The organism is Candidatus Methylopumilus universalis (assembly GCF_006365315.1).
Classification (GTDB): Bacteria; Pseudomonadota; Gammaproteobacteria; order Burkholderiales; family Methylophilaceae; genus Methylopumilus; species Methylopumilus universalis.
The window spans coordinates 1,210,929-1,231,814 of record NZ_CP040968.1 but is presented as its reverse complement, the minus strand read 5'-3'; the positions used below and the strand labels follow the sequence as shown (position 1 = coordinate 1,231,814).

Sequence of the window (20,886 nt, the reverse complement as noted above, 5' to 3'; positions counted from 1 at the left end):
TCTTTAGTTAGGTTGATCAACAACTGCATTTACTTGGACTGATACCTTCTGACCTACACGGTACTTTGTTTGTGTTTCTTCTTCAAACTCATGGCCATTATATGAAAATACAGTGGTATAGCCTTCTTGAACTCTTTGGTAATTATCACGCTGTGTACAACGTTCTACATTGCGAGTGTCCGCAGTTGTATCGTCATTTTGCATACGGTCACCAACGACGGCACCTACTGCTGCACCAACTGCACCCGCGGCTACTTTTCCATTCCCTTTTCCTACTCGGCTTCCAAGTAAGCCTCCAGCGACACCACCTATAATGGCACCTGCAATACCTTTTTCTTTTGGGGGCGCAGCTTCAGTCGAAGTTTGGCATGAAGAAATAGGATGATTCACTTCAATATAACGAGGCGTCACCCTTTTTACGGTTGCCATATCTGAAAATTCAGCTGCATTCGCAAAGCTTGAAGCTAAAACCATAAGAGCGATCGATAGCTTTTTCATGATGTATCCTATTGATAAATAATTATTAGATGAGTTTTTAAGATCTTAAGTTCAATTCTACAAAAAATTAAGCTTCTTCAACAATAATTTTTTCGGATAGACGAATCATACGCTCAATGGGAGTCACCCATACCAGTCCATCGCCTTGTTGTCCTGTATGTGCAACTTCGACAATAATTTGTAAAATACCTTCAACTAGATCATCAGGTGTTAGCATTTGAATGAGAATTTTTGGTGTGTAGTCTGTTAACTCTTGTTTTAAATCATCAGTGACTTTTTTTAAACCGTGGCCACAACCATCAACTTTAGTGACCGTCATGCCAGGGAAATTTTTAAGGTTTCTCATGGCTGAGCGAATTTTAGGTAACCGATGAGGGGGAATGATGGCTTTAATTTCTTTCATAGTCGAGATCCTATTAATTTAAGCTTCAATATTTTTTTCTTCAAATCTTTTATAAAGCGTAGGTAAAACAAGTAGCGTTAATAACGTTGAAGTAATAAGACCCCCAATGACAACGATAGCAAGGGGTTTTTGAACTTCAGAACCTGGGCCTGTAGAAAATAAGAATGGCACAAGCGCTAGAAGTGCAACTGTTGCCGTCATGAGCACAGGCCTTAATCTTTGTTTACAGCCCTCACGAATAGCATCTATTTGTGACATACCTTCTGTTCGTAAATGTTGAATGCAGGTGATTAAAACAACACCATTTAACACGGCAATGCCGCATAAGGCAATAAAACCAACAGACGCAGGCACTGAGAGGTACTCCCCTGTGACAGCTAACCCAAATACGCCACCAATAGCGGCAAAAGGAAGAACAGTAATAATCATCGTGGCATAACGAATGGAATTAAATAAAATGAACAGCAAGAAAAAGATGGCAAGAATAGTCACAGGCACAATGAGCGCGAGGTGATTTAATGCACGTTGCATATTTTCAAACTGTCCGCCATAAACAAAATAATAACCATCAGGCAGTTTTAATTTAGATTCTAATTTAGTTTGCAACTCGGCTACAAAACCGCCAAGATCTCTATCTCTAACGTTCATAGCAACGACAATTCTTCTTTTCGCATACTCTCGACTAATTTGAGCTGGGCCATCTTTAATTTCAATCGAAGCTAAATCTCTTAGTGCAATTTTAGATCCGTTAGGAGAAGTAAGAAGTGTATTACTAATAGTTTCAACATCGCTACGATGATCTTCAGGAAATCTTATTGCAGCACTAAAGCTTCTTTGGCCTTCAAAAACGCGAGTTGCAATCTTCCCGCCAATAGCAGTTTCAATCAGATCATTAATGTCAGAAGCATTAAATCCATGGCGCGCGATTGCTTGTCTATCTAAATTAATATTTAAATATCCTTGTCCTGATACTTTTTCAATTTTAATGTCTGCCGCACCTTTAATACTTCCTGCTAATTTTGCCGTTTCATCTGCTTTAGCTTTAAGAAGCTTAATATCTTCACCAAATATTTTAACGGCTACGTCAGCTCTCACCCCAGTGGACAGCTCAGCAACTCTTGCAGAAATAGGTTGCATCATGACAATTTGTGCCCCTAACAATGTTTTTAATTTGCTTTGGATTTCTTTAGAGATGGTGTCTTGTGTCCAGCCTTTAGGCCATTCATCCTTATCTTTTAAACTTACCACTGCTTGTGATTCATTTTGCGATTGAGGGTCCGCAGGACTTTCGCCCCGACCTATATTAGAAACAACACTTAAAACACCTGGAACACTTACGATTTCTTTAGTCGCTTTTTTCTCCATATCAATAGACTCGTCTAAAGAAATATTGGGCATACGAGTAATGCTCGCTACAAGCGTTCCTTCTTTCATTTCAGGAATAAAGGAAGTGCCTAAAAATGGTAAAACCACAATAGATAATACGAAAACACTTACAGCAATCGTAATGGTTTTAATTTCATTATTTAATGATAGATCCAATAGCTTAAGATAAGGCGCCTTGATAATTTGAATAATTTTAGTGTCCTCACCACTCCCTCCTTTTAAGAAGTATGAGCACAGCACGGGAGTGAGCGTGAAAGAAAGAACGAGTGAAATGAAAAGTGCTATTGCGATTGTGACCGCTAAAGGACTAAACATTTTTCCTTCCATGCCAGTTAATGTCATGAGCGGAATAAATACGAGAATAATAATGCCTACACCAAACAGAACTGGCTTACCAACTTCTGTGGCAGATTCTAATATAACGCGAAGCTTACTATTGGATTTATCGTGCCCTAGCCGATGGAACGTATTTTCTACCACCACCACCGAGCCATCGACCATGAGACCGATTGCAATCGTCAGACCCCCAAGCGACATAAGGTTCGCTGAGATACCTAAATAGTTCATCGCAATAAATGTGATAAGTGGCGTTAAAAGTAAAGTCATGACTACAATTAAACTTGATCTCACATCGCCTAAAAATAAAAATAGGATTGCAATAACGAGGATCACACCTTCGATAAGTACTTTAACCACAGTAAATAATGCAGAATCCACAAGCTGACTTCGATCATAGAATGATTTGATTTGAAGACCACCAGGGAGTAATTGTTTTTGATTAATTTCATCAACTTTAGTTTTGATACGCGTCACAACTTCTTTTGCGTTACCCCCTCTAATCATCATGACGATAGCCCCGACTGATTCGGTGTTACCATTTTTAACTAAAGAACCTACGCGCACTTCATGACCAAGTTTGACTTCCGCAACATCCTTCATGTAGACAGGGACGCCATTACGTTCTTTTAAAACAATAGAGCGAATATCATCTAAGCTTTGAATAAGACCTACACCGCGAATGAGAAACTGTTCATCAAATTGCGGCAGAACGCCTGCACCACTGTTGGCATTATTTTTGGCTAAAGCCACATAAACATCATGTAGTTTTAATCCGTGATGATTTAAACGATCAGGATCTACGAGGGCTTGATATTGTTTGATGAAGCCACCAAATGAATTGATTTCAGCAACGCCTGGGACACTTCTTAACATGGGGCGAACTACCCAGTCTTGAATCGTCCTTCTCTCTGTAAGCTCTTCTTGAGAAATTTCTTTATTTTCATCCCCTGGTTTATCAAGAGTATATTGAAATATTTCACCTAAACCTGTAGAAACTGGACCCAAAACAGGGACAATGCCATCAGGCATTTTCTCCATGACTTCCATTAATCTTTCCATGACAAGCTGTCTTGCAAAATAGACATTTGTATGGTCATTAAAAACTAGCGTGATAAGAGAAAGTGAATTTTTATTGAGCGAGCGCATGTCGGTCACGCCTGGCAAGCCAGTCATTGCAATTTCAATAGGAATGGTAATAAACCGTTCCACTTCTTCAGGTGATTTACCCGGGGCTGGTGTTGCAATTTGTACCTGAATATTTGTCACATCGGGGAAAGCATCTACAGATAATTTTTTGACACCAAAAAATCCTGCGACGAGTAATGCAATGGCAAAGACTAAAACTACAAGTCTTTGCTGGAGAGAGCCCCTAACAATTTTTTCAATCATATTTATTCAAGCTCTTTTTTCTTGCGTTCACTATTCAAATGAAAAGCACCGTCTGAGATAATGGTTTCGCCCTCAGCTATGCCACTTAATATAGTAATGAGATTTCCATCTTTATGTCCTAATTGAACTTCTCTCAGTCTGTATGTTTTTGGACTGTTCTGGATAAAAACATAATTTCGATCGTTCTCTCTCACAACAGCTGAGACAGGAACAGCAAGCTTTGAAACTTTTTTTGACTGGATATACATCGAAGTGAGCATATCGGGTTTTAAAGACAAATTTTGATTATCTATTTCAGCGCGAACCATCACAGTACGAGTTTCTGGATCAACAATACTTCCCTCAAATATAATCTTTGCGTCAATTTTTTTATGATCTAGTGCAGGAATTTCAATGGTCACCAGTTCATCTTTTTGAATAAAAGATGCTTGCTGTTCAGGAATGTTAGCAACAGCCCATAATTTTGTAAGATCAGCTACATGGAATAAATTATCTTGAGGATTCACAATTTGACCTAAATTAATTGTGCGAGAAATGATGATGCCGTCAAACCGACTAATCACGTCACCATATGAATTGATTTGACCTGAAGATTCTAATTTTTCTAACGCTTTTTCATTCATACCTAATACTACAAGCTGGTCGCGACTCGCTCTGTAATCTGCTTTAACTGCTTCAAGCTCGTTTTCAATACGTAACATCTCAGCTTTACTAATGACATCTGCTTCGAATAGAAGCTTAGCGCGCTCAACCGCTTTTGTTTTAAGTCCAATGAGCTGAGTTGATTTAATGAGTGTAAGTTGTGTTTGAGTGAGTTCAATACTATTTACTTTTGCAAGCACCTGGCCTTTTTTTACCACATCACCAAGGCTGACATAAAGATCGCTAACTCTACCTGTAATAGGGGAGCCAATTTTTGCAAGTTTTCGATTTTGTGTTTCAAGGCGACCGGGAATCATAAGCGTTTCTCCGATATCTTGATATTTAACGACTTCATTTTTAGTTTGTTTCTGGATTTCCGGGGTAATAATAATCTCTAACGGATCTATTTTTTTTTGCTCGCTGACTTTATCCGATTTCGAACAAGCTGAAAGTAAGCATATGCTCACGAGGATCAAAAATAATTGGGTAACTAGTTTTTTCATTTAAATTTTATTCTCCAGGATATCCATACCTAATAATTGTTCAATTTCTAAAATAGCTACAACGTAATCATATTTTGATGCTAGATAATCTTTACGAACCAAACGGAAAGTTCTTTGTGCATCTAAGTATTCGAGAATACCTCGTTCCCCATAGCGATAAGCTGACTCAGCAACTTTTAAGACTGACTCTGCTTGCTCCAGAAGACCCGACTCAAAAGTTTTTACCTGTTGTTGAGCGATGAGGTAGCGCTGAAAAGCAGACTCAATATCTCGCTTTAGAGCTAATTCTTGGTCTGTATATTGAGCCTGCAGTTCCCTATATCCAGCCGCCGCTTCTCCTATTTGACCTTGTCTTCGATTCCAAATAGGAATAGGAATGCTTATGCCAAAACGGTAGCTAGTAATATCTGGATCTTGATCCACTCCAGCATTAAGCGTTAATCCTGGATTAATAAGTTTTTCCTCTAGGCGCAATCGATTTTCCGCAACATCTGCGGAGGCTTTAATTTGTTTTAATTTAGGACTTTTGGAAATCTCATTTTTTAAAAAATCAGCATTAAGGTTTATATCGCTTGGAGGGAGCGAGCCTACTAAACCAAATGAATCTGTAAGTGATTTACTGACCAAGCCCCTAAGATAAAACTTACTCTCAGAGATTCTTAATAAAGCTGCATCTGCATCTCTTTGAGCTGCAACTAATTCTGTATCTGCTTTAATTAATTCATATCTCGGCGCTTCACCAACTTCTACTCGGAGCGCAACTTTTTCGCGGATATTTTTCAATGCATCACGGTCTCCCTCAGCAATTTTTAAGACAGCTTCATTTTGAAGCACATCATAGAAAGCCTTTTTAATTTGCAATGACAAATTAATCATTGTTGCCTCAGTGACAGATGAAGCGTAATTAACTCTTGATTCAGCAACCGCTTTTTTTGCACCACGCACATTTGGAAACTCGAGAGGTTGGGATATATTGACCCCATAATTTCTGCGTTGATTGGTGCTCGTATTTGGAGTTCTGAATCGGGAGGGTCCTGTACCGACCTCAATTTCAGGATTAAGATAAGATTCAGCAGTTACAACACTTGATCTAGCTGCATCCTCCTTGGCTTTCAGAACATCTAAAATAGGATTTTCTCTTTTTGCAATATCAATAAGATCTTGAAGGCCGTATTGAGCTTCGCCCCATGCACTTTTTGAGGCTAGTTCTAACATAAACAAAAATAATATAAATACGCTGCGCATCTTAAAATTATACTTTATATCCCCTGTTGCGCGAGGTACGTATAAAAAGGAATACCAAAGATAATATTTAATGGGAATGTTAGTCCTAACGACATACCCATATATAACGCAGGACTTACTTCTGGCAAGGCTTGCCTTAAAACTGCGGGGACTGCAATGTAAGATGCACTTGAAGCTAAGACCATTAATAAAATTGTATTGCCCAATTCAAGCCCGAGTAATTTTGCCAAAAGAAGTGCCAAAATTGCATGTGTCACAGGAGCCAATACGGCGTAATAAAAACATATTGTAGGTTTATTTTTTAGTTCAGAAATATTTCGAGCGGCATGAAGTCCCATGTCCAGTAAGAAGAAAGACAAGATGCCTTTAAATAAATCAATTGAAAAAGGAGCCAATACCTCATGAGCAACATCGCCACTGATGATACCAATGATCATGGAGCCTAAAAGTAAAAGCTGACCACCGTCAGTGAAAGACTCATGAAAAATTTTACCAAGCGTTGGTCTCGTTTCAGACTCAGGTTGATGATGGCTTCTTATTTTATTTGCAATGATGATGGCAAAAATAATTGCGGGAGATTCCATCAGCGCCATAGCCGCCGCCATATGGCCGCCGTAATGAATGCCTAAGTCGTCTAAATTCTGAGATGCGGTAATAAACGTTACAGCGCTAATAGATCCGTAAGTAGCAGCTACCGCAGCCGCGTCTAATTTTTTAAGTTTTTGACTTAAAACTAAGTATCCCAATAAGGGAACAAGTATAGCCATAAAAATAGCGCCACCTAGACTTGTCAGGACTTCTGATGTAATGCCTGATTCATAGAGCGCAAAGCCACCTTTAAGGCCTAAGGCCATTAATAGATAAAGCGATAAAAATCGAGCAATCGGCTGAGGAATTTCTAAATTAGATTTAGCAAATCCAGCCAACACACCGAATATAAAAAATAAAATTGCTGGGTCAAGAAAATTACTCATAGTCGAGATTGTATGAATATAATTACATAGTGTAAAATCAATAATTAATACTATATATATAGACTTTAATCTATGAATATAACCTTTAGACAGTTACGATTATTTCTAGCACTCGAACAAACAGAGAGTGTTACCAAGGCAGCGCGCATGATGCATATCACCCAGCCTACGGCTTCTATGCAATTGAAAGAGATGACTGAAAATATTGGATCTCCCTTATTTGAGGTGATCTCAAAAAAAATTCATTTAACAGGATTAGGTAAAGAGTTCGCAAAAACAGCAAGAGAGATGACGAATCGATGGGAAGCTTTTGAGCAACACGCGACACAAATGAAGGGGTTAACAAAAGGCAGATTAAGAGTTGCGGTTGTGAGTACTGCGAAATATTTTGTTCCAAAACTACTAGGTTCTTTTTGTAGTAAATATCCAGAAGTAGATATCTCCCTTGAAATATTAAATCGGGACGGGGTTATAAGACGAGTTGAAGATAATAGTGACGACCTTTATGTCATGTCGAGGCCGCCCATGCATATTGATCTCGAAGACCAAATACTTATGCCTAACCCTCTTTGTATGATTGCTTGTAAAGATCACCCATTAGCAAGCAAAAAAAATCTTCGATTGCAAGATTTAAAGCATGAAAGATTTATTTTAAGAGAGCTAGGATCAGGCACGCGGATGAGCGTAGATATTCATTTTAAACAAAAGAAATTCACCCCTAGTCTTTTATTAGAACTGGGAAATAATGAGGCTATTAAAAAAGCAGTCGCAAGTCGTTTAGGCGTGGCGGTAATTTCAATCCATGCTTTAGACCAATTTGATTACGATAATGAAATTTCAGTCTTAAAGTTACAGGATTTTCCAATTAATTCGCAGTGGCATCTTGTATATTTGAGAGGTAAACAATTGTCACCGATTGCAAGAGCTTTTCATGAACATGTTTTAAGCGAATCAAAACATTTTTACATAAACTCAAATTAAGATTTCATCAAATTGAAATCAATATAAAAGCGTGTCCCCTCTTCGCTGTTTCGACTATCAATTTCTATTGTCGCTTGATGAAACTCTGCGATATCTTTGACAATTGATAAACCAACACCTGCACCAGCAGTATTAACATTATCTCCTCGGTAAAATCGCTCATAAATCATCGTCTGATTTTCTTTAGGAATTCCAACACCATTATCTTCAACGGTAAGTCTTACTTTGTTATCTTTCAATTCAACAGCTAATGTAATTTTTCCATAGTCATCTGTGTATTTAATCGCATTATCGATAAGATTATGAATGAGGTCATAAAGACGTGCTTCATCTGCCATGATATATATGGCAGCTTCAGAGCCTTCATACCCTAAGTCAATATGTTTTAAGTCAGCGGCAGGCAACATAATTGAGGTGATTTTTTTGGTGAAAGAGACTAAATCCAAAGGTTGCAATTCAGCATGATGAAGCGCATCACTCTGGCTCTTGGATAAGGAGAGTAATTGATTGATGATATGAATGAGACGTTTTGAACTTTCATTAATATTTTCGAGCCGTTTTTGAATTTCAGCAGCATTTTTAGTATCAAGCGCTAATTCAATTTGTGCCAATATCCCAGCAAGTGGAGTTCTTAATTGATGTGCCGCATCACTGACAAATCGATTTTGTGATTTTACGGAAAGATTTAATTCTTGCATGAGTTTATTTAATGAGCCGACTAAGCGATCGACTTCTTTTGGCACACCCTGCAAATCGATAGGAGTTAAATTCTTATATGAAAGTGAGGAAATTTTTTCATTAAGAAAAAGAATCGGGCTTAAGCCCTTAGTGACTGCAAATCTTACCAAGATCATGGCAGAAATAAGAAGAATCAATTGTGGAATGACGATCCAAAAAATAATTTGCCGTTGGATCTCTTTTCGCTGATTTCTCGTTTCAGCGACTTGGATATGAAAAGTGGCTGTTTTATTCTGAATGGTATGTTCAATCGGAATGGATACGACACGCACACTCTTTCCATCAATTTCATCAAAAAAAACATTTAGAAAATCTTTATCTGCTAGATCTTCTAAATCGGCTTCTTGATAAGCGACTTTCGGGTTTCCAAAAATAAATTGACCTTTATTGTCTCGAATGGAATAAAACATTTCATCATGAGGCTCACTTAAGAGAAGTGAAATAGTGTTGCGATCTATATCGCGTATTTCTTTAGCACTTGATTTTTTAAAGATCACTGCAAGTGTTTTGGCTGTATCTACCAAATCTTTATCAAAGGTTTCCTGTCTTAATTTGTCGCCTTGATAAAAAAGAAACGAAGAGTCGATCAAAATAATGACGACCATAGGAATGAGAATCCACTGAAAAATCAGTTTCTTTGTGGATAAGTCTTTTTTCAAGGCGTTTGGAGTCCTAGACTGTAACCTAAGCCTCGACGATTAATGATTTCAACTCCAAAAGGTTTAAGTTTTGCTCTGACGCGATGAATATAAACTTCAATTGCATTTTCAGAAACATCCTCATCCCAGCTATAGAGCTTTTCTAATAAATTTTCTTTGGAGATAGAGCGATTATTTTTCAGCATAAAAAGCTCTAACAAATTAAGCTCACGCTTCGAAAGGCTCAGCTGTTTATTTTGTGCTAAAAATTTGCGGTCTTTAATATTAAAACTTAAAGGACCAAATTGAATGACGTTGTCGGCTGATTGGTTGGTTCGTCTGATCACAGCGCGAAGTCTTGCATGAAGTTCCTGAAGCTCAAAAGGCTTAGCTAAATAATCATCCGCCCCCAAGTCAAGACCTAAAATTTTATTATCAATATTTTCATTGGCTGAAATGATAAGGACTGGAAGCTGGTTTTTTTTAGAGCGTAAATTTTTCAAAATATCGAGGCCATGTTTTTTAGGTAAACCTAAGTCTAAAATGACCGCTTCAAATTGAGAGTCTGTGAGTGCAATTTCACCTTCCAGACCATTTTTAGCCCATTCGACCAGATAATCGGCCTTTTCAAGCGAGCTTTTGATCGCGTCACCAATAATGGAATCGTCCTCGATCAGTAAAATCTTCATGTCAACCTTTTAAATTAATGACTTACCCAAAATTGTAAGTCAATTGAAAGGATTTAGGCATATATTGTTTTAAATTATGCGTAGTCTTTAAAGGCTACAAAGCCTCATTTCACCAGGGATGTTTATGCTTTTTGTAGTTGATTTTGACGGAACGATTTCAAAGCGCGATACGATTGATCAATTGCTCGAAAAATTTGCAGACCCTAGCTGGGAAGCTTTAGAAAAAGACTGGCTTGACGGTAAGATGACAGCGCTTGAATGCATGTCCAAACAAATCGATATGGTGGATTCCGATCTTTTAAGCCTAGAAAATTTTTTCCGTAGCATTCAGCTGGACGACACTTTCTTACCTTTTTATGATTATGTGAAACAGTTTGCTAAATTAGTGATTGCAAGTGATGGGTTAGATCATTCGATTAAAGTCGCGACAAGGCAGGCAGGTTGGCCTGAAATTCCAACATACTCTAATCGCTTGAATTACAAAGAACGTGGTATTGAAATTACATTTCCCTTAAGAGATCCTGAATGTAAAGGGGGAAATGGTATGTGTAAATGTGCAGTCGCTGATTATGTGAGCAAAAAAGTAGGTGGACCAGTGGTGTTGATTGGGGATGGAAAATCAGATGCATGTTTATCTCTTCATGCCGACATTGTGTTTGCAAAGTCATCGCTGATTAATCATTGTGAAAAAAATAATGTCAAACATCATACGTTTAATACGTTTGATGATGTCCTAAAGGTTGTGAAGACTTGGAAGCCTGAAGAGCAAAATATTCCAGGTTATGTATTTAATTAATTTTTAAAAGTAGAGGGTTATACGATGGATCAGAAAATCATTGAAATCTTAGATAAGAATGAAAAGTATTGCTCACATGGAGATACGGTAAATTATGCTGACCCTCCAAAAGTATTTGAAAATTGTGACGGCAGCTTTTTATTTGACGAAAAAGGTATTCCTTATCTTGATTGGCAGATGTGGTACTCCGCCGTTAACTTCGGTTACAAAAATAAACGGATTGCAGACACTCTAAAAAAACAAATCGATACACTCCCTCAATTAGCAAGCCAGTATTTACATAAAGAAAAAGTTGATCTTGCTGAAATCATTTGTAAATACATGGAAGATAAATATGGCGTAAAAGGTCGCGTACATTTCAATGTAGGCGGTGCGCAGGCGATTGAAGACTCATTAAAAGTTGTACGAAACCACACAGGCAAAACACATCAATTTGCTTTTATGGGCGGCTACCATGGCAGAACATTGGGAGCATCTGCAATCACTTCAAGTTATCGCTATCGCCGACGTTTTGGTAACTTTGCCGATCGTGCGCAATTTATTCCCTATCCTTATTGCTTCCGTTGCCCTTACAGCATGAAAGTGGAGACGTGTGATACCTACTGCCATAAGGAATTTGAAAAATTATTTGATACTGAATATCAATCCGTATGGGATGAAAAAGCAGGTCAATGTGAATTCGGTGCATTCTATATTGAGCCTATGCAAGGGACTGGCGGTTATATCGTGCCACCTAAAGGGTACATGAAAAAAATAGCAGAATCTTTTAAAAAAAGTAAAGTGCTTCTTGTGGCTGATGAGATTCAAATGGGTGTTTACCGCACAGGTAAATTATGGTCTTGGGAAAACTTTGACATCATTCCTGACATTTTTGTATTTGGTAAAGCAATTACCAATGGTTTAAATCCATTGTCCGGCATTTGGGCAAAAGAAGAGTTAATTAACCCACAAAAATTTCCTCCAGGCTCTACACATTCAACTTTTGCATCGAATCCGTTGGGCACTTCAGTAGCTCTTGAAGTAATGAAGATGACAGAAGAAGATGATTTTGGTAAAAAAGTAAATGATCGTGGCGCTTACTTCTTAAAGCGTATTCAAGAATTAAAATCACGTTGGAAAGTCGTGGGCGATGTAAGTGGTTTAGGTTTAGCTCTTCGAATTGAACTTTGCGAAAATGATGGCTTTAAGGCAAGTCGAAAGTTAGCCGATCGTATGTTCAATGAAGGACTCAAAGGCGACATCAAAATTGGCGACAAAACCTATGGTTTAGTCCTTGATATTGGCGGTTACGAAAAAAATGTGATTACACTCGCTCCTTCACTTCTTATTTCGGAAGAAGAAATTGATTTAGGCATCCAGCTCTTTGAAGCACTATTAAAAAGATGTGGTGCTGAATAATTTCGGCAACTGATGGATGCTAAATCCTTAATGTTATTTATGTCTGCCATCATCTTGGAGGTGATGGCAACCGTTCTATTTAAAAAAGGTACCAGTCGATTAGCTAATTCAATCCGTCAAGGCTGGTTGTCTCATATTGATAACATCATTAATGCTTTAAGAACTAAAGAAATTGCTTTTGGTATTTTTCTCTACGCGATTGAATATGTATTATGGATTGCTTTTTTAGCTTCTGTAGATATCAGTAAAGCATTTCCACTATCAAGCGTTCAAATTGTTTTAATACTCGTAGCATCTCGAATCATTTTAAAAGAACATATCAATCGATATCGCTGGTTGGGAGCTTCTTTAATTATCGTGGGCATTTATTTGGTAGGGGGCAATATTTAAATTGACGACAGTTGATTCACTTTTAGGCCCTAACGGGTTTATTGAGCGTAAAAACCTAACTACAATAGTTCTGCTAATCCACGGCTTGACAGGCACTCCTTCCGAAATGAAACATTTAGGCCGCGTCATTTCTCGAAAAGGTATTTCAGTAGCGTGTCCCGAATTGGCAGGCCACTGTAAATCGATTCAAGATTTAAAAAAAACCAAGTGGCAAGATTGGTATATTTCCGTTGAAAAAGTTTTTGATGCATTAAGAGAAGAATTTGAACATGTTTTTATAACAGGCCTTTCGATGGGCGCATTGATGGCGATGATGATTGCTGCTAAACGACCAGGAAAAGTGGCAGGCGTGATTCCTCTATCATCCACCTTCTTTTACGACGGGTGGAATATTTCTAAATTTCAACAGAAAGTACTTTTACCTATTGTGCTTTATTCACCGTTGAAATATTTTTTAGAGTGGGAAGAAAAATCACCCTACGGGATTAAATGTGAAAGAACGCGAGCGCTTGTGCATTCTATTTTACAAAACAAAGATGCAAGAACGGCTGATAAAATTGGTTACTTCAAAACTCCTGCCACTGTAATTTTAGAAAGCTTTCATTTAATTAAAGCAACAGAAAATATTATGAAGGATGTGACATGCCCGCTCCTTATTGTGCATTCGACTGAAGATGAAATGGCAAGTATCAAAAATGCCTATTATGTAGAAAAACATGTCTCATCTACACATATTGAAACGATGTATATCGATGATACTTACCATGTTGTGACATTGGATAAAAGAAAAGATGATATTGGTAAACGCATGGCTGAATTTTGTTATGCCATTCAAGGTTTATAATAAGTACTATTGACGTTTAAGGATAAAAAAATGAATTCATTTGAAATGGTGTCAAATGCAATTGCAAAGAAATTAGAAATTGATGTAACGATTATTAAGCCTGAAAGCACTCTTGAAGAATTAGGCCTCGACTCACTCGATACGTTCGATATTATTTTTGAAGCCGAAGATAAATTAGGTATTAAAGTACCTAACGATCAAGTTGATGTAAAAACGATTCAAGATATGACGAATCTTCTCGATCAATTGCTAGCTAAAAAAGTTTAAACATCAATGAGCAACACCTCACTAAGAAGAGTCGTTGTTACAGGGATGGGGGTAGTGTCACCTGTTGGCAATACACCCGATACTTTTTTTAATGCATTACTAAATGGCCAATCGGGTATTAAACATTTAGATTCAGATTTTACTGATCAATTAGAGGCTAAGCTTGCAGCGCAAGCCACTTTTGATGGCACACAATATTTCACCAAACAAGAATTAGCATTACTTGATCGTGTGAGTCAATTTGCTTTATATTCCGCACGCGAAGCTTTGAAGGATTCCAACTTAGATTTAACTGCCATGAATTTAGATCGTGTCGGTTCTTTTATTGGTACCGGTATGGGAGGAGCGAGCTCCACTGAAGAAGGTTACGACCGTTTATTTAATCAAAAAGCGAGACGCCTAAAGCCCTTTACAGTGCTTATGGCCATGAATGGCGCAGCCGCATCTCAAATCGCGATGCACTTTAAATTGAAAGGCCCTAATATAACTTATACGACGGCATGCTCATCTTCGGCGGTTGCTATTGGTGAAGCCTATCGACAAATCAAACATGGTTATGCCGATGCGGCTTTTGCAGGAGGCACTGAAGCGCTTCTTACTTTTGGAACGATTAAAGCGTGGGAAGCATTGCGAACCTTAGCTGAAGAAGATCCGGCTAATCCCAGGGCTTCTTGCAAGCCCTTTTCACTTAACCGCACAGGCTTGGTGTTGGGTGAGGGAGCCGCAGTTCTTATTTTAGAAGAGATGGAAATGGCAAAAACGAGAGGGGCTAAAATTTATGGTGAGATTACAGGTTATGGTTTAACTAACGATGGTGATCACATTACACAACCTTCCGTTGAAGGTCAATCGCGCGCCATGAAAGCAGCATTGACTGATGCAAAATTAAATCCGAATGACATTGGTTATATTAATGCTCATGGGACTGGTACTTTACTTAACGATGCGACAGAAACCGCCGCCATTAAAAATGTATTTGGTAGTCATGCATATCAAATCCCTGTGAGCTCAACGAAATCGATGCATGGCCATTTAATGGGTGCTGCAGGTGCCATTGAAATTTCAGCAACCCTCATGGCGTTGGTCAAAAAAGAATTACCGCCGACGATTAATTTAAAAGAATCTGATCCGGCGTGTGATTTAGATTATGTGCCCAATCAAAAGCGTGTTCTCAATGAATTGAATCATGTGATGTCAAATTCATTTGCGTTTGGTGGAACAAGTGGCGTCATTATTATGAGCAAGGTTTAAAACATGCTTCAGAAATTAAAAATCAAATACAATGTAGAAATCTTTTTTTTATTTCTGCTCTTCATTTTATGTGACACGGCTACCCAAATTTTCTTAAAAAAAGGGGCGACCAATCTTGGTGAGATTCCTTTAGATCAATTAAGTCACGTTATTCTTTATGTATTAAATATTCTCACCAACGCCAACATCATAATAGGTGTGGTATTTGTGTTGATTGCGTTTTTTTCATGGCTTGCCATTTTATCAAAAGTCGATTTATCTAAAGCCCAACTTATGAATTCTCTGGTCTATGTGACTGTCCCTCTTGCATCAATTTTTTTTCTAGGTGAAACTATAGTTATTCAACAACTGTTTGGTATTTTGCTCATTAGCTTAGGTGCATTAATCGCATCTGCTTAAAACCCAAAATGAAAAAATATTTATTTTTAATATTAATCCTTGTTTCATCCAAGCTTTTTGCTGCCGATGTGTGGCCGGTAGGAAAATGGAACATGTTGGATGATTTTACAGAACTCCCTGAGGCAACTATTCAAATTAGCGCTTTAAAAAATGGGGGGTTTGAAGGGAAGATTATCGAGGTCTTTCCTGACCCAGAAGATGATCCTGTAGATGTATGTAAGCCATGCGTAGGACCAGATAAAAATAAACCTATCATTGGTTTGGTTGTTTTTAAACAGCTTAAGATGAATGCCAAAAAAGAATTGGTAGGCAAGGTGTTAGACCCGGATTCCGGCAAAATTTATAAGTGCGAGTTAAAGCCACTCCCTAATAATCGTATTGAATTGCATGTCATTGTAAATCGACTTATTACGCAAGACCGGTATTTAAGTTTAGCTAAATAATTACCCCTAATTTTTTGAATTAAATAGGCTTGAAACTAGTCTATACTTAATAGTCCCATGTTAAGATTTTGTCGATATGAAGCACTTAACAAGCTGTTTTTTAAAAAGATTTTTACATTTGAATTTTCCTCGCTTTCTTCTTACCTTTTCTTTATTGGGAGCCCTAATTCCAGCCTATGCGCTTGAATCCATATGGTATTCAGATAAGGATTTAAAAGAAGATAATATTCAACTTATTCCCCAAGGTTATATTGATCCGTCGGTAAGTGATCCATGCAGTCAGAAGACTTATGACAAACCTTTATCTTTGGTTGAAGTTACTGAAGCGGCACTTTGTCATAATCCTCAAACTAGAGAAGTTTATGCAAACGCTAAAGTTCAATCAGCCCAAGTTGGCGTAGCGAGATCACTCTTTTTTCCATCAGTGACAGACACGTTATCCGTGACAGAAAATAAAAATCGGACAACGAACTATTCGAATGCTACCAATAGAATTGTTGCATCTTATCTTTTGTATGATTTTGGAAGTCGTGATGCTAATTTTGAAAATGCGAATCAGCTTTTAAGAGCAGCAAGCGCTAGTCAAAACGCAACAGTTCAAACTGTGCTATTAACTGCAGTGAATGCTTTTTATCAAGTCCATGCAAATCGTGCAATTCTCAATGCGTCGATTGAGACTGAGCGTCTCTCTCAGGAAAGTTTTAAAGCAGCAGAGGCTAAATATATCGCAGGTGTTGCAACGCCTGCAGATAAACTTCAAGCACAAACTTCATTTGCCAGTGCCACACTTACGAAACTTAGAAACGAAGGCACATTAAAAGTGGCTTATGGAAATCTTGCGAACGTCATGGGAGCCCCTGCAAACATTAATTTTCAAATAGCTGACAGCAAGCTTGATGATATTCCTGAATTAGTAGATCAAGATATTGATGCTCTCATTGAGCAAGCGAGACTCCAAAGACCAGACCTAATTGCTAGCGAAGCGCAATTAAAAGCTTCATTAGCTAAAATTGAAGCTGTAAAAGCAGATGCTAAACCTAAAGTGAGAATTGATGCTTCCAACCAATATGATGAAAATTTATTAGGACAAACTTCTCAAAATACCTCACAGCTTGGCATTTTCTTGAGTATCCCTCTTTTTGAAGGATACAAACCTACATTCCTTATTCGTTCAGCTGAAGCTACTGCAGAATTAAATGCCTCAAAAAGAGACCAGCTAAAACTGCAGGTATCCCTAGACGTTTGGACGGCTTATCAAAATCTAAAGACAGCTAATGAATCGATTACTGCTTCTAATATTCTACTTTTAAGCGCCGAAGAGTCATCGCGTTTGGCATTAGGTCGCTACAAAGAAGGTGTTGGAAATATCATTGATACGCTCAATGCACAAAGTGCTTTAGCTAATGCGAAACAACAAAAAATACAATCGGTTTTAAATTGGAATATTGCAAGAACAACTCTTGCCCAATCGATAGGCGTCCTTGATAATGCAATGATTCAGAAATTACCCGAAAAGAAAAGACAATAAAAACATATGAAAAAGCTAGCCACCCATTTAATTAATATTGCTTTAATTTTAGCTTTTCTATTTGGTGCTTATTATGTGTATCAACTCTCGCATAAAAAGAAACCTGAAGATTTATATCGACTCCAGCCTGTCACGATGGGAGACATTGAACAAAATGTCACAGCAAATGGAACGATCAAGCCTGTGACACTTGTGAATGTGGGTACGCAAGTTTCAGGTCGCGTTAGAAAAATTTACGCGGACTATAACGATCAAGTAAAAAAAGGCCAAATTCTTTTAGAGCTTGAAGATGAATTATTTAAAGCACAAATTGCACAATCTCTAGGTAATGTAAAAAATAATGAAGCCTCAGTCGAATTAGCCAAAGCGAATGAAGCAAGAATGCGAAACTTATTTCAACAAGAATATGTGTCTAAACAAGAGCTCGATCAAGCGACCCAAGCTTTAAAATCTTCAGAAGCGCAATTAAGCACGACTAAAGCACAGCTCAAACGTGACCAAACAAATTATGGTTATTCAATTATTAAGTCACCTGTTTCAGGCGTTATCGTAGATCGCGAGGTGGATGTCGGTCAAACGGTGGCAGCAAGCTTACAAACACCGACCTTATTTAAAGTTGCACAAGACTTATCCAAGATGCAAATCGACACAAGTTATGCAGAAGCAGATATCGGCAGGATTCAAGTAGGTCAAACAGCTAAATTTAATGTGGATGCATTTCCTAATCAAAATTTTGAAGGTGTGGTGAAGCAAATTAGACTCAATCCAACAAATACAGCAAATGTCGTGACCTATAACGTTGTGATTTCAGTGGACAATCCAGAACAACTCTTATTACCAGGCATGACAGCTTATGTGAATATTAATTTTGCAAAACATGACAATGTGTTACTAGTGCCTAATGCGGCTTTACGTTATCGACCTAAAAATGAAGAAATGAAATTAGCCATGAAGAAAGATAAAAAATCAGATGACAATAAAGCTAAAACCAAAAATGATGGCTTAGGTTCTGGCAAAGTTTATGTCTTAAGAAATAATAAGCCGGAAATGATTAGGGTTAAGACAAGTATTACCAATGGCAAATATACCGAGATTGTGACTTCAGATATTAAACCTAATGAATTTGTGATTACGGCTGACATGGCAACAGATCAAAAACCAGCCGGCTCAAATGCACAAGGCCCTAATCGTCCGCCACGAGTGTTTTAATCTATGACAAAAAAAGTCATTGAGATTCAGGGTCTTTATAAAGATTACAATACTGCTGCAGGCGTTTTTCCTGTTCTCAAAGATGTGAATCTCACCATCGATGATGGTGACTATGTTGCTATCATGGGGCCTTCAGGTTCAGGTAAATCGACTTTTATGAATATCCTAGGCTGTTTAGATCGACCTACCAAAGGCGAATACATCCTCGATGGCCATTCCATTAAATCTTTAAGTAGTAATGAGCTAGCAAAGCTTAGAAACAAAACTATTGGGTTTGTTTTTCAGGGCTTTAATTTACTTGCGCGTTCAACATTGGTTGAAAATGTATCCTTACCATTAGTTTATGCTGAAGATCAAAAAGAATTAAGAACCAAGATAGCAAAGAATATTTTAGAAAGAATGGGGCTAGGCAATTATTTTGATTCTAAGCCAAGTCAAATTTCAGGAGGGCAGCAGCAGCGAGTCGCTATTGCAAGAGCTCTTGTTAATCAGCCACGCATAATTTTAGCCGATGAACCGACAGGCAATTTAGATAGTAAAACGAGCGATGAAATTATGAAAATATTTGATGAGCTTAATCAAATTGGAAACACCATCATTATTGTCACTCACGAAAATGATATTGCAGAACATGCGAGCCGACAAGTACGCTTCTTAGATGGAAAAATTGTAGAAGATTCTCGCAACAAAGAAAAGGTAGAAGCTTAAATGTTTTTTTCTATGTTAAGTGAAGCCTGGCATGCCATGAGTGCAAATCGCCTTCGCACTTTCTTAACTATGTTAGGCATGGTGATTGGTGTAGGTGCTGTGATATTGATGATGGCTATTGGTGAGGGTGCCCAACAATCCATTAAAAGATCTATTGATTCGATGGGTAGTAATCTATTCGTAATTTTGTCAGGCTCTTCTAGCACCTCAGGTTCGAGAAGTGGGTCAGGTAATTCTTCAGCGCTCAATATCAATGATGCGAATGCCATTGGGGATTTGGAAGATATTGCAGCTATTGCACCGATAAGCACTGGCAATGCGCAAATCATTTTTTCAGGTAATAATTGGAATACATCAATTATTGGCACTTCTCCTACCTATTTTTCTATTAGAGGCTGGAATGTTGATAGCGGGGAATTATTTTCAGATGCTGATATCCGCTCTGCAAATCGTGTGGCTCTGATTGGAAAAACAGTTGCTGAAAATTTATTTGGTGATGATATAGACCCTATCGGTAAAACGATTCGTATTAAAAAAAGCCCATTTACAATTTTGGGTGTATTAGAAAGCAAAGGCCAAAGCTTCGATGGTCGCGATCAGGACGATACTATTATTGTTCCTATCACAACAGCACAGAGAAAATTATTTGGCAATCAAATTCCAGGAAGTGTGCGCATGATCATGGCGCAAGCTAAATCAGAAAAATATATGGGGGTTGCTGAAGACGCGATTAATGATTTGATTCGTCAGCGACATAATATCCGTGAAAATGCGGAAAGTGATTTCTCAGTGAGAAATTTAACAGCGATGGCAAAGACCGCAAGTGATACGGCAAAAACAATGTCAATGTTGTTAGGTGCGATTGCGTCCATTTCCCTTCTTGTAGGTGGCATCGGCATTATGAACATTATGCTGGTATCGGTGACTGAGCGCACACGTGAAATCGGCATTCGTATGGCGATAGGTGCGCGTGAAAAAGATATTCTGCTTCAGTTTCTTTTAGAAGCGTGTGTAATTTCTATTGTAGGTTGTGTGATTGGTGTCGCACTTGGATTAGGTGGCGCACTTCTTGTTAAAAAAATGGTGGGCGCTGAAATTTTAATTTCTATGCAGTCCATCATATTGGCTTTTTCAGTGGCTGCAAGTGTAGGTGTCTTCTTTGGTTATTATCCAGCAAGTAAGGCCGCCAAGCTTCATCCAATTGAAGCCTTAAGATATCAATAAGAAT

At 38.0% G+C, this 20,886-nt stretch carries 21 protein-coding genes; 13 read left to right on the top strand and 8 right to left on the bottom strand.

Annotation, left to right across the window (positions count from 1 at the left end; translation table 11 throughout):
- Nucleotides 1–3: 3 nt before the first annotated feature.
- The 6 genes from FIT79_RS06480 to FIT79_RS06455 all read right to left on the bottom strand — a co-directional run bounded on the left by FIT79_RS06480 (nt 4) and on the right by FIT79_RS06455 (nt 7,379).
- Nucleotides 4–498 (bottom strand): glycine zipper 2TM domain-containing protein, encoded by a 495-nt coding sequence (locus FIT79_RS06480; RefSeq protein WP_139876042.1) that lies wholly within the window; start codon nt 496–498, stop codon nt 4–6.
- Nucleotides 499–565: 67 nt separating this feature from the next.
- Nucleotides 566–901 carry a P-II family nitrogen regulator gene (locus tag FIT79_RS06475; RefSeq protein ID WP_139868699.1) on the bottom strand — a complete coding sequence of 112 codons (336 nt, stop codon included), beginning with the start codon at nt 899–901 and terminating at the stop codon, nt 566–568.
- A gap of 18 nt (nt 902–919) precedes the next feature.
- Complete coding sequence (locus FIT79_RS06470; RefSeq protein ID WP_139876041.1) at nt 920–4,015, bottom strand: efflux RND transporter permease subunit; 3,096 nt, start codon at nt 4,013–4,015, stop codon at nt 920–922.
- A gap of 2 nt (nt 4,016–4,017) precedes the next feature.
- Nucleotides 4,018–5,160 (bottom strand): efflux RND transporter periplasmic adaptor subunit, encoded by a 1,143-nt coding sequence (locus tag FIT79_RS06465; protein ID WP_139876040.1) that lies wholly within the window; start codon nt 5,158–5,160, stop codon nt 4,018–4,020.
- A complete protein-coding gene (locus tag FIT79_RS06460) occupies nt 5,161–6,375 on the bottom strand; it encodes a TolC family protein (RefSeq protein WP_189644857.1) in 1,215 nt (404 codons plus the stop codon). It abuts the gene before it with no gap.
- Between the two features lie 44 nt (nt 6,376–6,419).
- Nucleotides 6,420–7,379, bottom strand: coding sequence for a sodium-dependent bicarbonate transport family permease (locus FIT79_RS06455; RefSeq protein ID WP_139876038.1), 960 nt, complete (start codon nt 7,377–7,379; stop codon nt 6,420–6,422).
- A gap of 72 nt (nt 7,380–7,451) precedes the next feature.
- Between FIT79_RS06455 and FIT79_RS06450 the strand changes: the two genes are divergently transcribed.
- A complete protein-coding gene (locus FIT79_RS06450; RefSeq protein ID WP_139876037.1) occupies nt 7,452–8,360 on the top strand; it encodes a LysR family transcriptional regulator in 909 nt (302 codons plus the stop codon).
- On the opposite strand, the gene FIT79_RS06445 is transcribed toward FIT79_RS06450, so the two are convergent.
- Both FIT79_RS06445 and FIT79_RS06440 read right to left on the bottom strand, forming a co-directional pair.
- Nucleotides 8,357–9,757 carry a sensor histidine kinase gene (locus tag FIT79_RS06445; RefSeq protein ID WP_139876036.1) on the bottom strand — a complete coding sequence of 467 codons (1,401 nt, stop codon included), beginning with the start codon at nt 9,755–9,757 and terminating at the stop codon, nt 8,357–8,359. The genes FIT79_RS06450 and FIT79_RS06445 overlap by 4 nt on opposite strands.
- A complete protein-coding gene (locus tag FIT79_RS06440) occupies nt 9,754–10,425 on the bottom strand; it encodes a response regulator (protein WP_139876035.1) in 672 nt (223 codons plus the stop codon). Before FIT79_RS06440 ends, FIT79_RS06445 begins: the two co-directional genes overlap by 4 nt.
- A gap of 124 nt (nt 10,426–10,549) precedes the next feature.
- Here FIT79_RS06440 and FIT79_RS06435 point away from each other — a divergent pair, with 124 nt between their 5' ends.
- The 12 genes from FIT79_RS06435 (at nt 10,550) to FIT79_RS06380 (ending at nt 20,882) form a co-directional block, all read left to right on the top strand.
- A complete protein-coding gene (locus FIT79_RS06435) occupies nt 10,550–11,221 on the top strand; it encodes an MtnX-like HAD-IB family phosphatase (protein WP_139876034.1) in 672 nt (223 codons plus the stop codon).
- 24 nt (nt 11,222–11,245) lie between these two features.
- Nucleotides 11,246–12,619, top strand: a complete 1,374-nt coding sequence (locus FIT79_RS06430; protein WP_139876033.1) for an aspartate aminotransferase family protein — start codon at nt 11,246–11,248, stop codon at nt 12,617–12,619.
- A gap of 12 nt (nt 12,620–12,631) precedes the next feature.
- Nucleotides 12,632–13,009: an EamA family transporter gene (locus tag FIT79_RS06425; protein WP_139876032.1), complete on the top strand. Its 378-nt coding sequence runs from the start codon at nt 12,632–12,634 to the stop codon at nt 13,007–13,009.
- A 106-nt stretch (nt 13,010–13,115) separates the two neighbouring features.
- Nucleotides 13,116–13,853 carry an alpha/beta hydrolase gene (locus tag FIT79_RS06420; protein ID WP_420898286.1) on the top strand — a complete coding sequence of 246 codons (738 nt, stop codon included), beginning with the start codon at nt 13,116–13,118 and terminating at the stop codon, nt 13,851–13,853.
- 30 nt (nt 13,854–13,883) lie between these two features.
- Nucleotides 13,884–14,120 carry an acyl carrier protein gene (locus FIT79_RS06415; protein ID WP_139876030.1) on the top strand — a complete coding sequence of 79 codons (237 nt, stop codon included), beginning with the start codon at nt 13,884–13,886 and terminating at the stop codon, nt 14,118–14,120.
- A 6-nt stretch (nt 14,121–14,126) separates the two neighbouring features.
- Nucleotides 14,127–15,371, top strand: coding sequence for a beta-ketoacyl-[acyl-carrier-protein] synthase family protein (locus FIT79_RS06410; protein ID WP_139876029.1), 1,245 nt, complete (start codon nt 14,127–14,129; stop codon nt 15,369–15,371).
- A 3-nt stretch (nt 15,372–15,374) separates the two neighbouring features.
- Complete coding sequence (locus tag FIT79_RS06405) at nt 15,375–15,770, top strand: EamA family transporter (protein ID WP_139876028.1); 396 nt, start codon at nt 15,375–15,377, stop codon at nt 15,768–15,770.
- A gap of 8 nt (nt 15,771–15,778) precedes the next feature.
- Entirely contained in the window at nt 15,779–16,213 is a 435-nt protein-coding gene (locus FIT79_RS06400) for a DUF2147 domain-containing protein (protein ID WP_139876027.1), read from the top strand.
- Nucleotides 16,214–16,331: 118 nt separating this feature from the next.
- Nucleotides 16,332–17,741, top strand: a complete 1,410-nt coding sequence (locus FIT79_RS06395; protein WP_223259635.1) for a TolC family protein — start codon at nt 16,332–16,334, stop codon at nt 17,739–17,741.
- Between the two features lie 6 nt (nt 17,742–17,747).
- Complete coding sequence (locus tag FIT79_RS06390) at nt 17,748–18,950, top strand: efflux RND transporter periplasmic adaptor subunit (RefSeq protein ID WP_139876025.1); 1,203 nt, start codon at nt 17,748–17,750, stop codon at nt 18,948–18,950.
- Between the two features lie 3 nt (nt 18,951–18,953).
- Nucleotides 18,954–19,658 (top strand): ABC transporter ATP-binding protein, encoded by a 705-nt coding sequence (locus FIT79_RS06385; RefSeq protein WP_139876024.1) that lies wholly within the window; start codon nt 18,954–18,956, stop codon nt 19,656–19,658.
- Entirely contained in the window at nt 19,659–20,882 is a 1,224-nt protein-coding gene (locus FIT79_RS06380; protein WP_139876023.1) for an ABC transporter permease, read from the top strand. It begins immediately after the preceding gene.
- Nucleotides 20,883–20,886 lie beyond the last annotated feature (4 nt).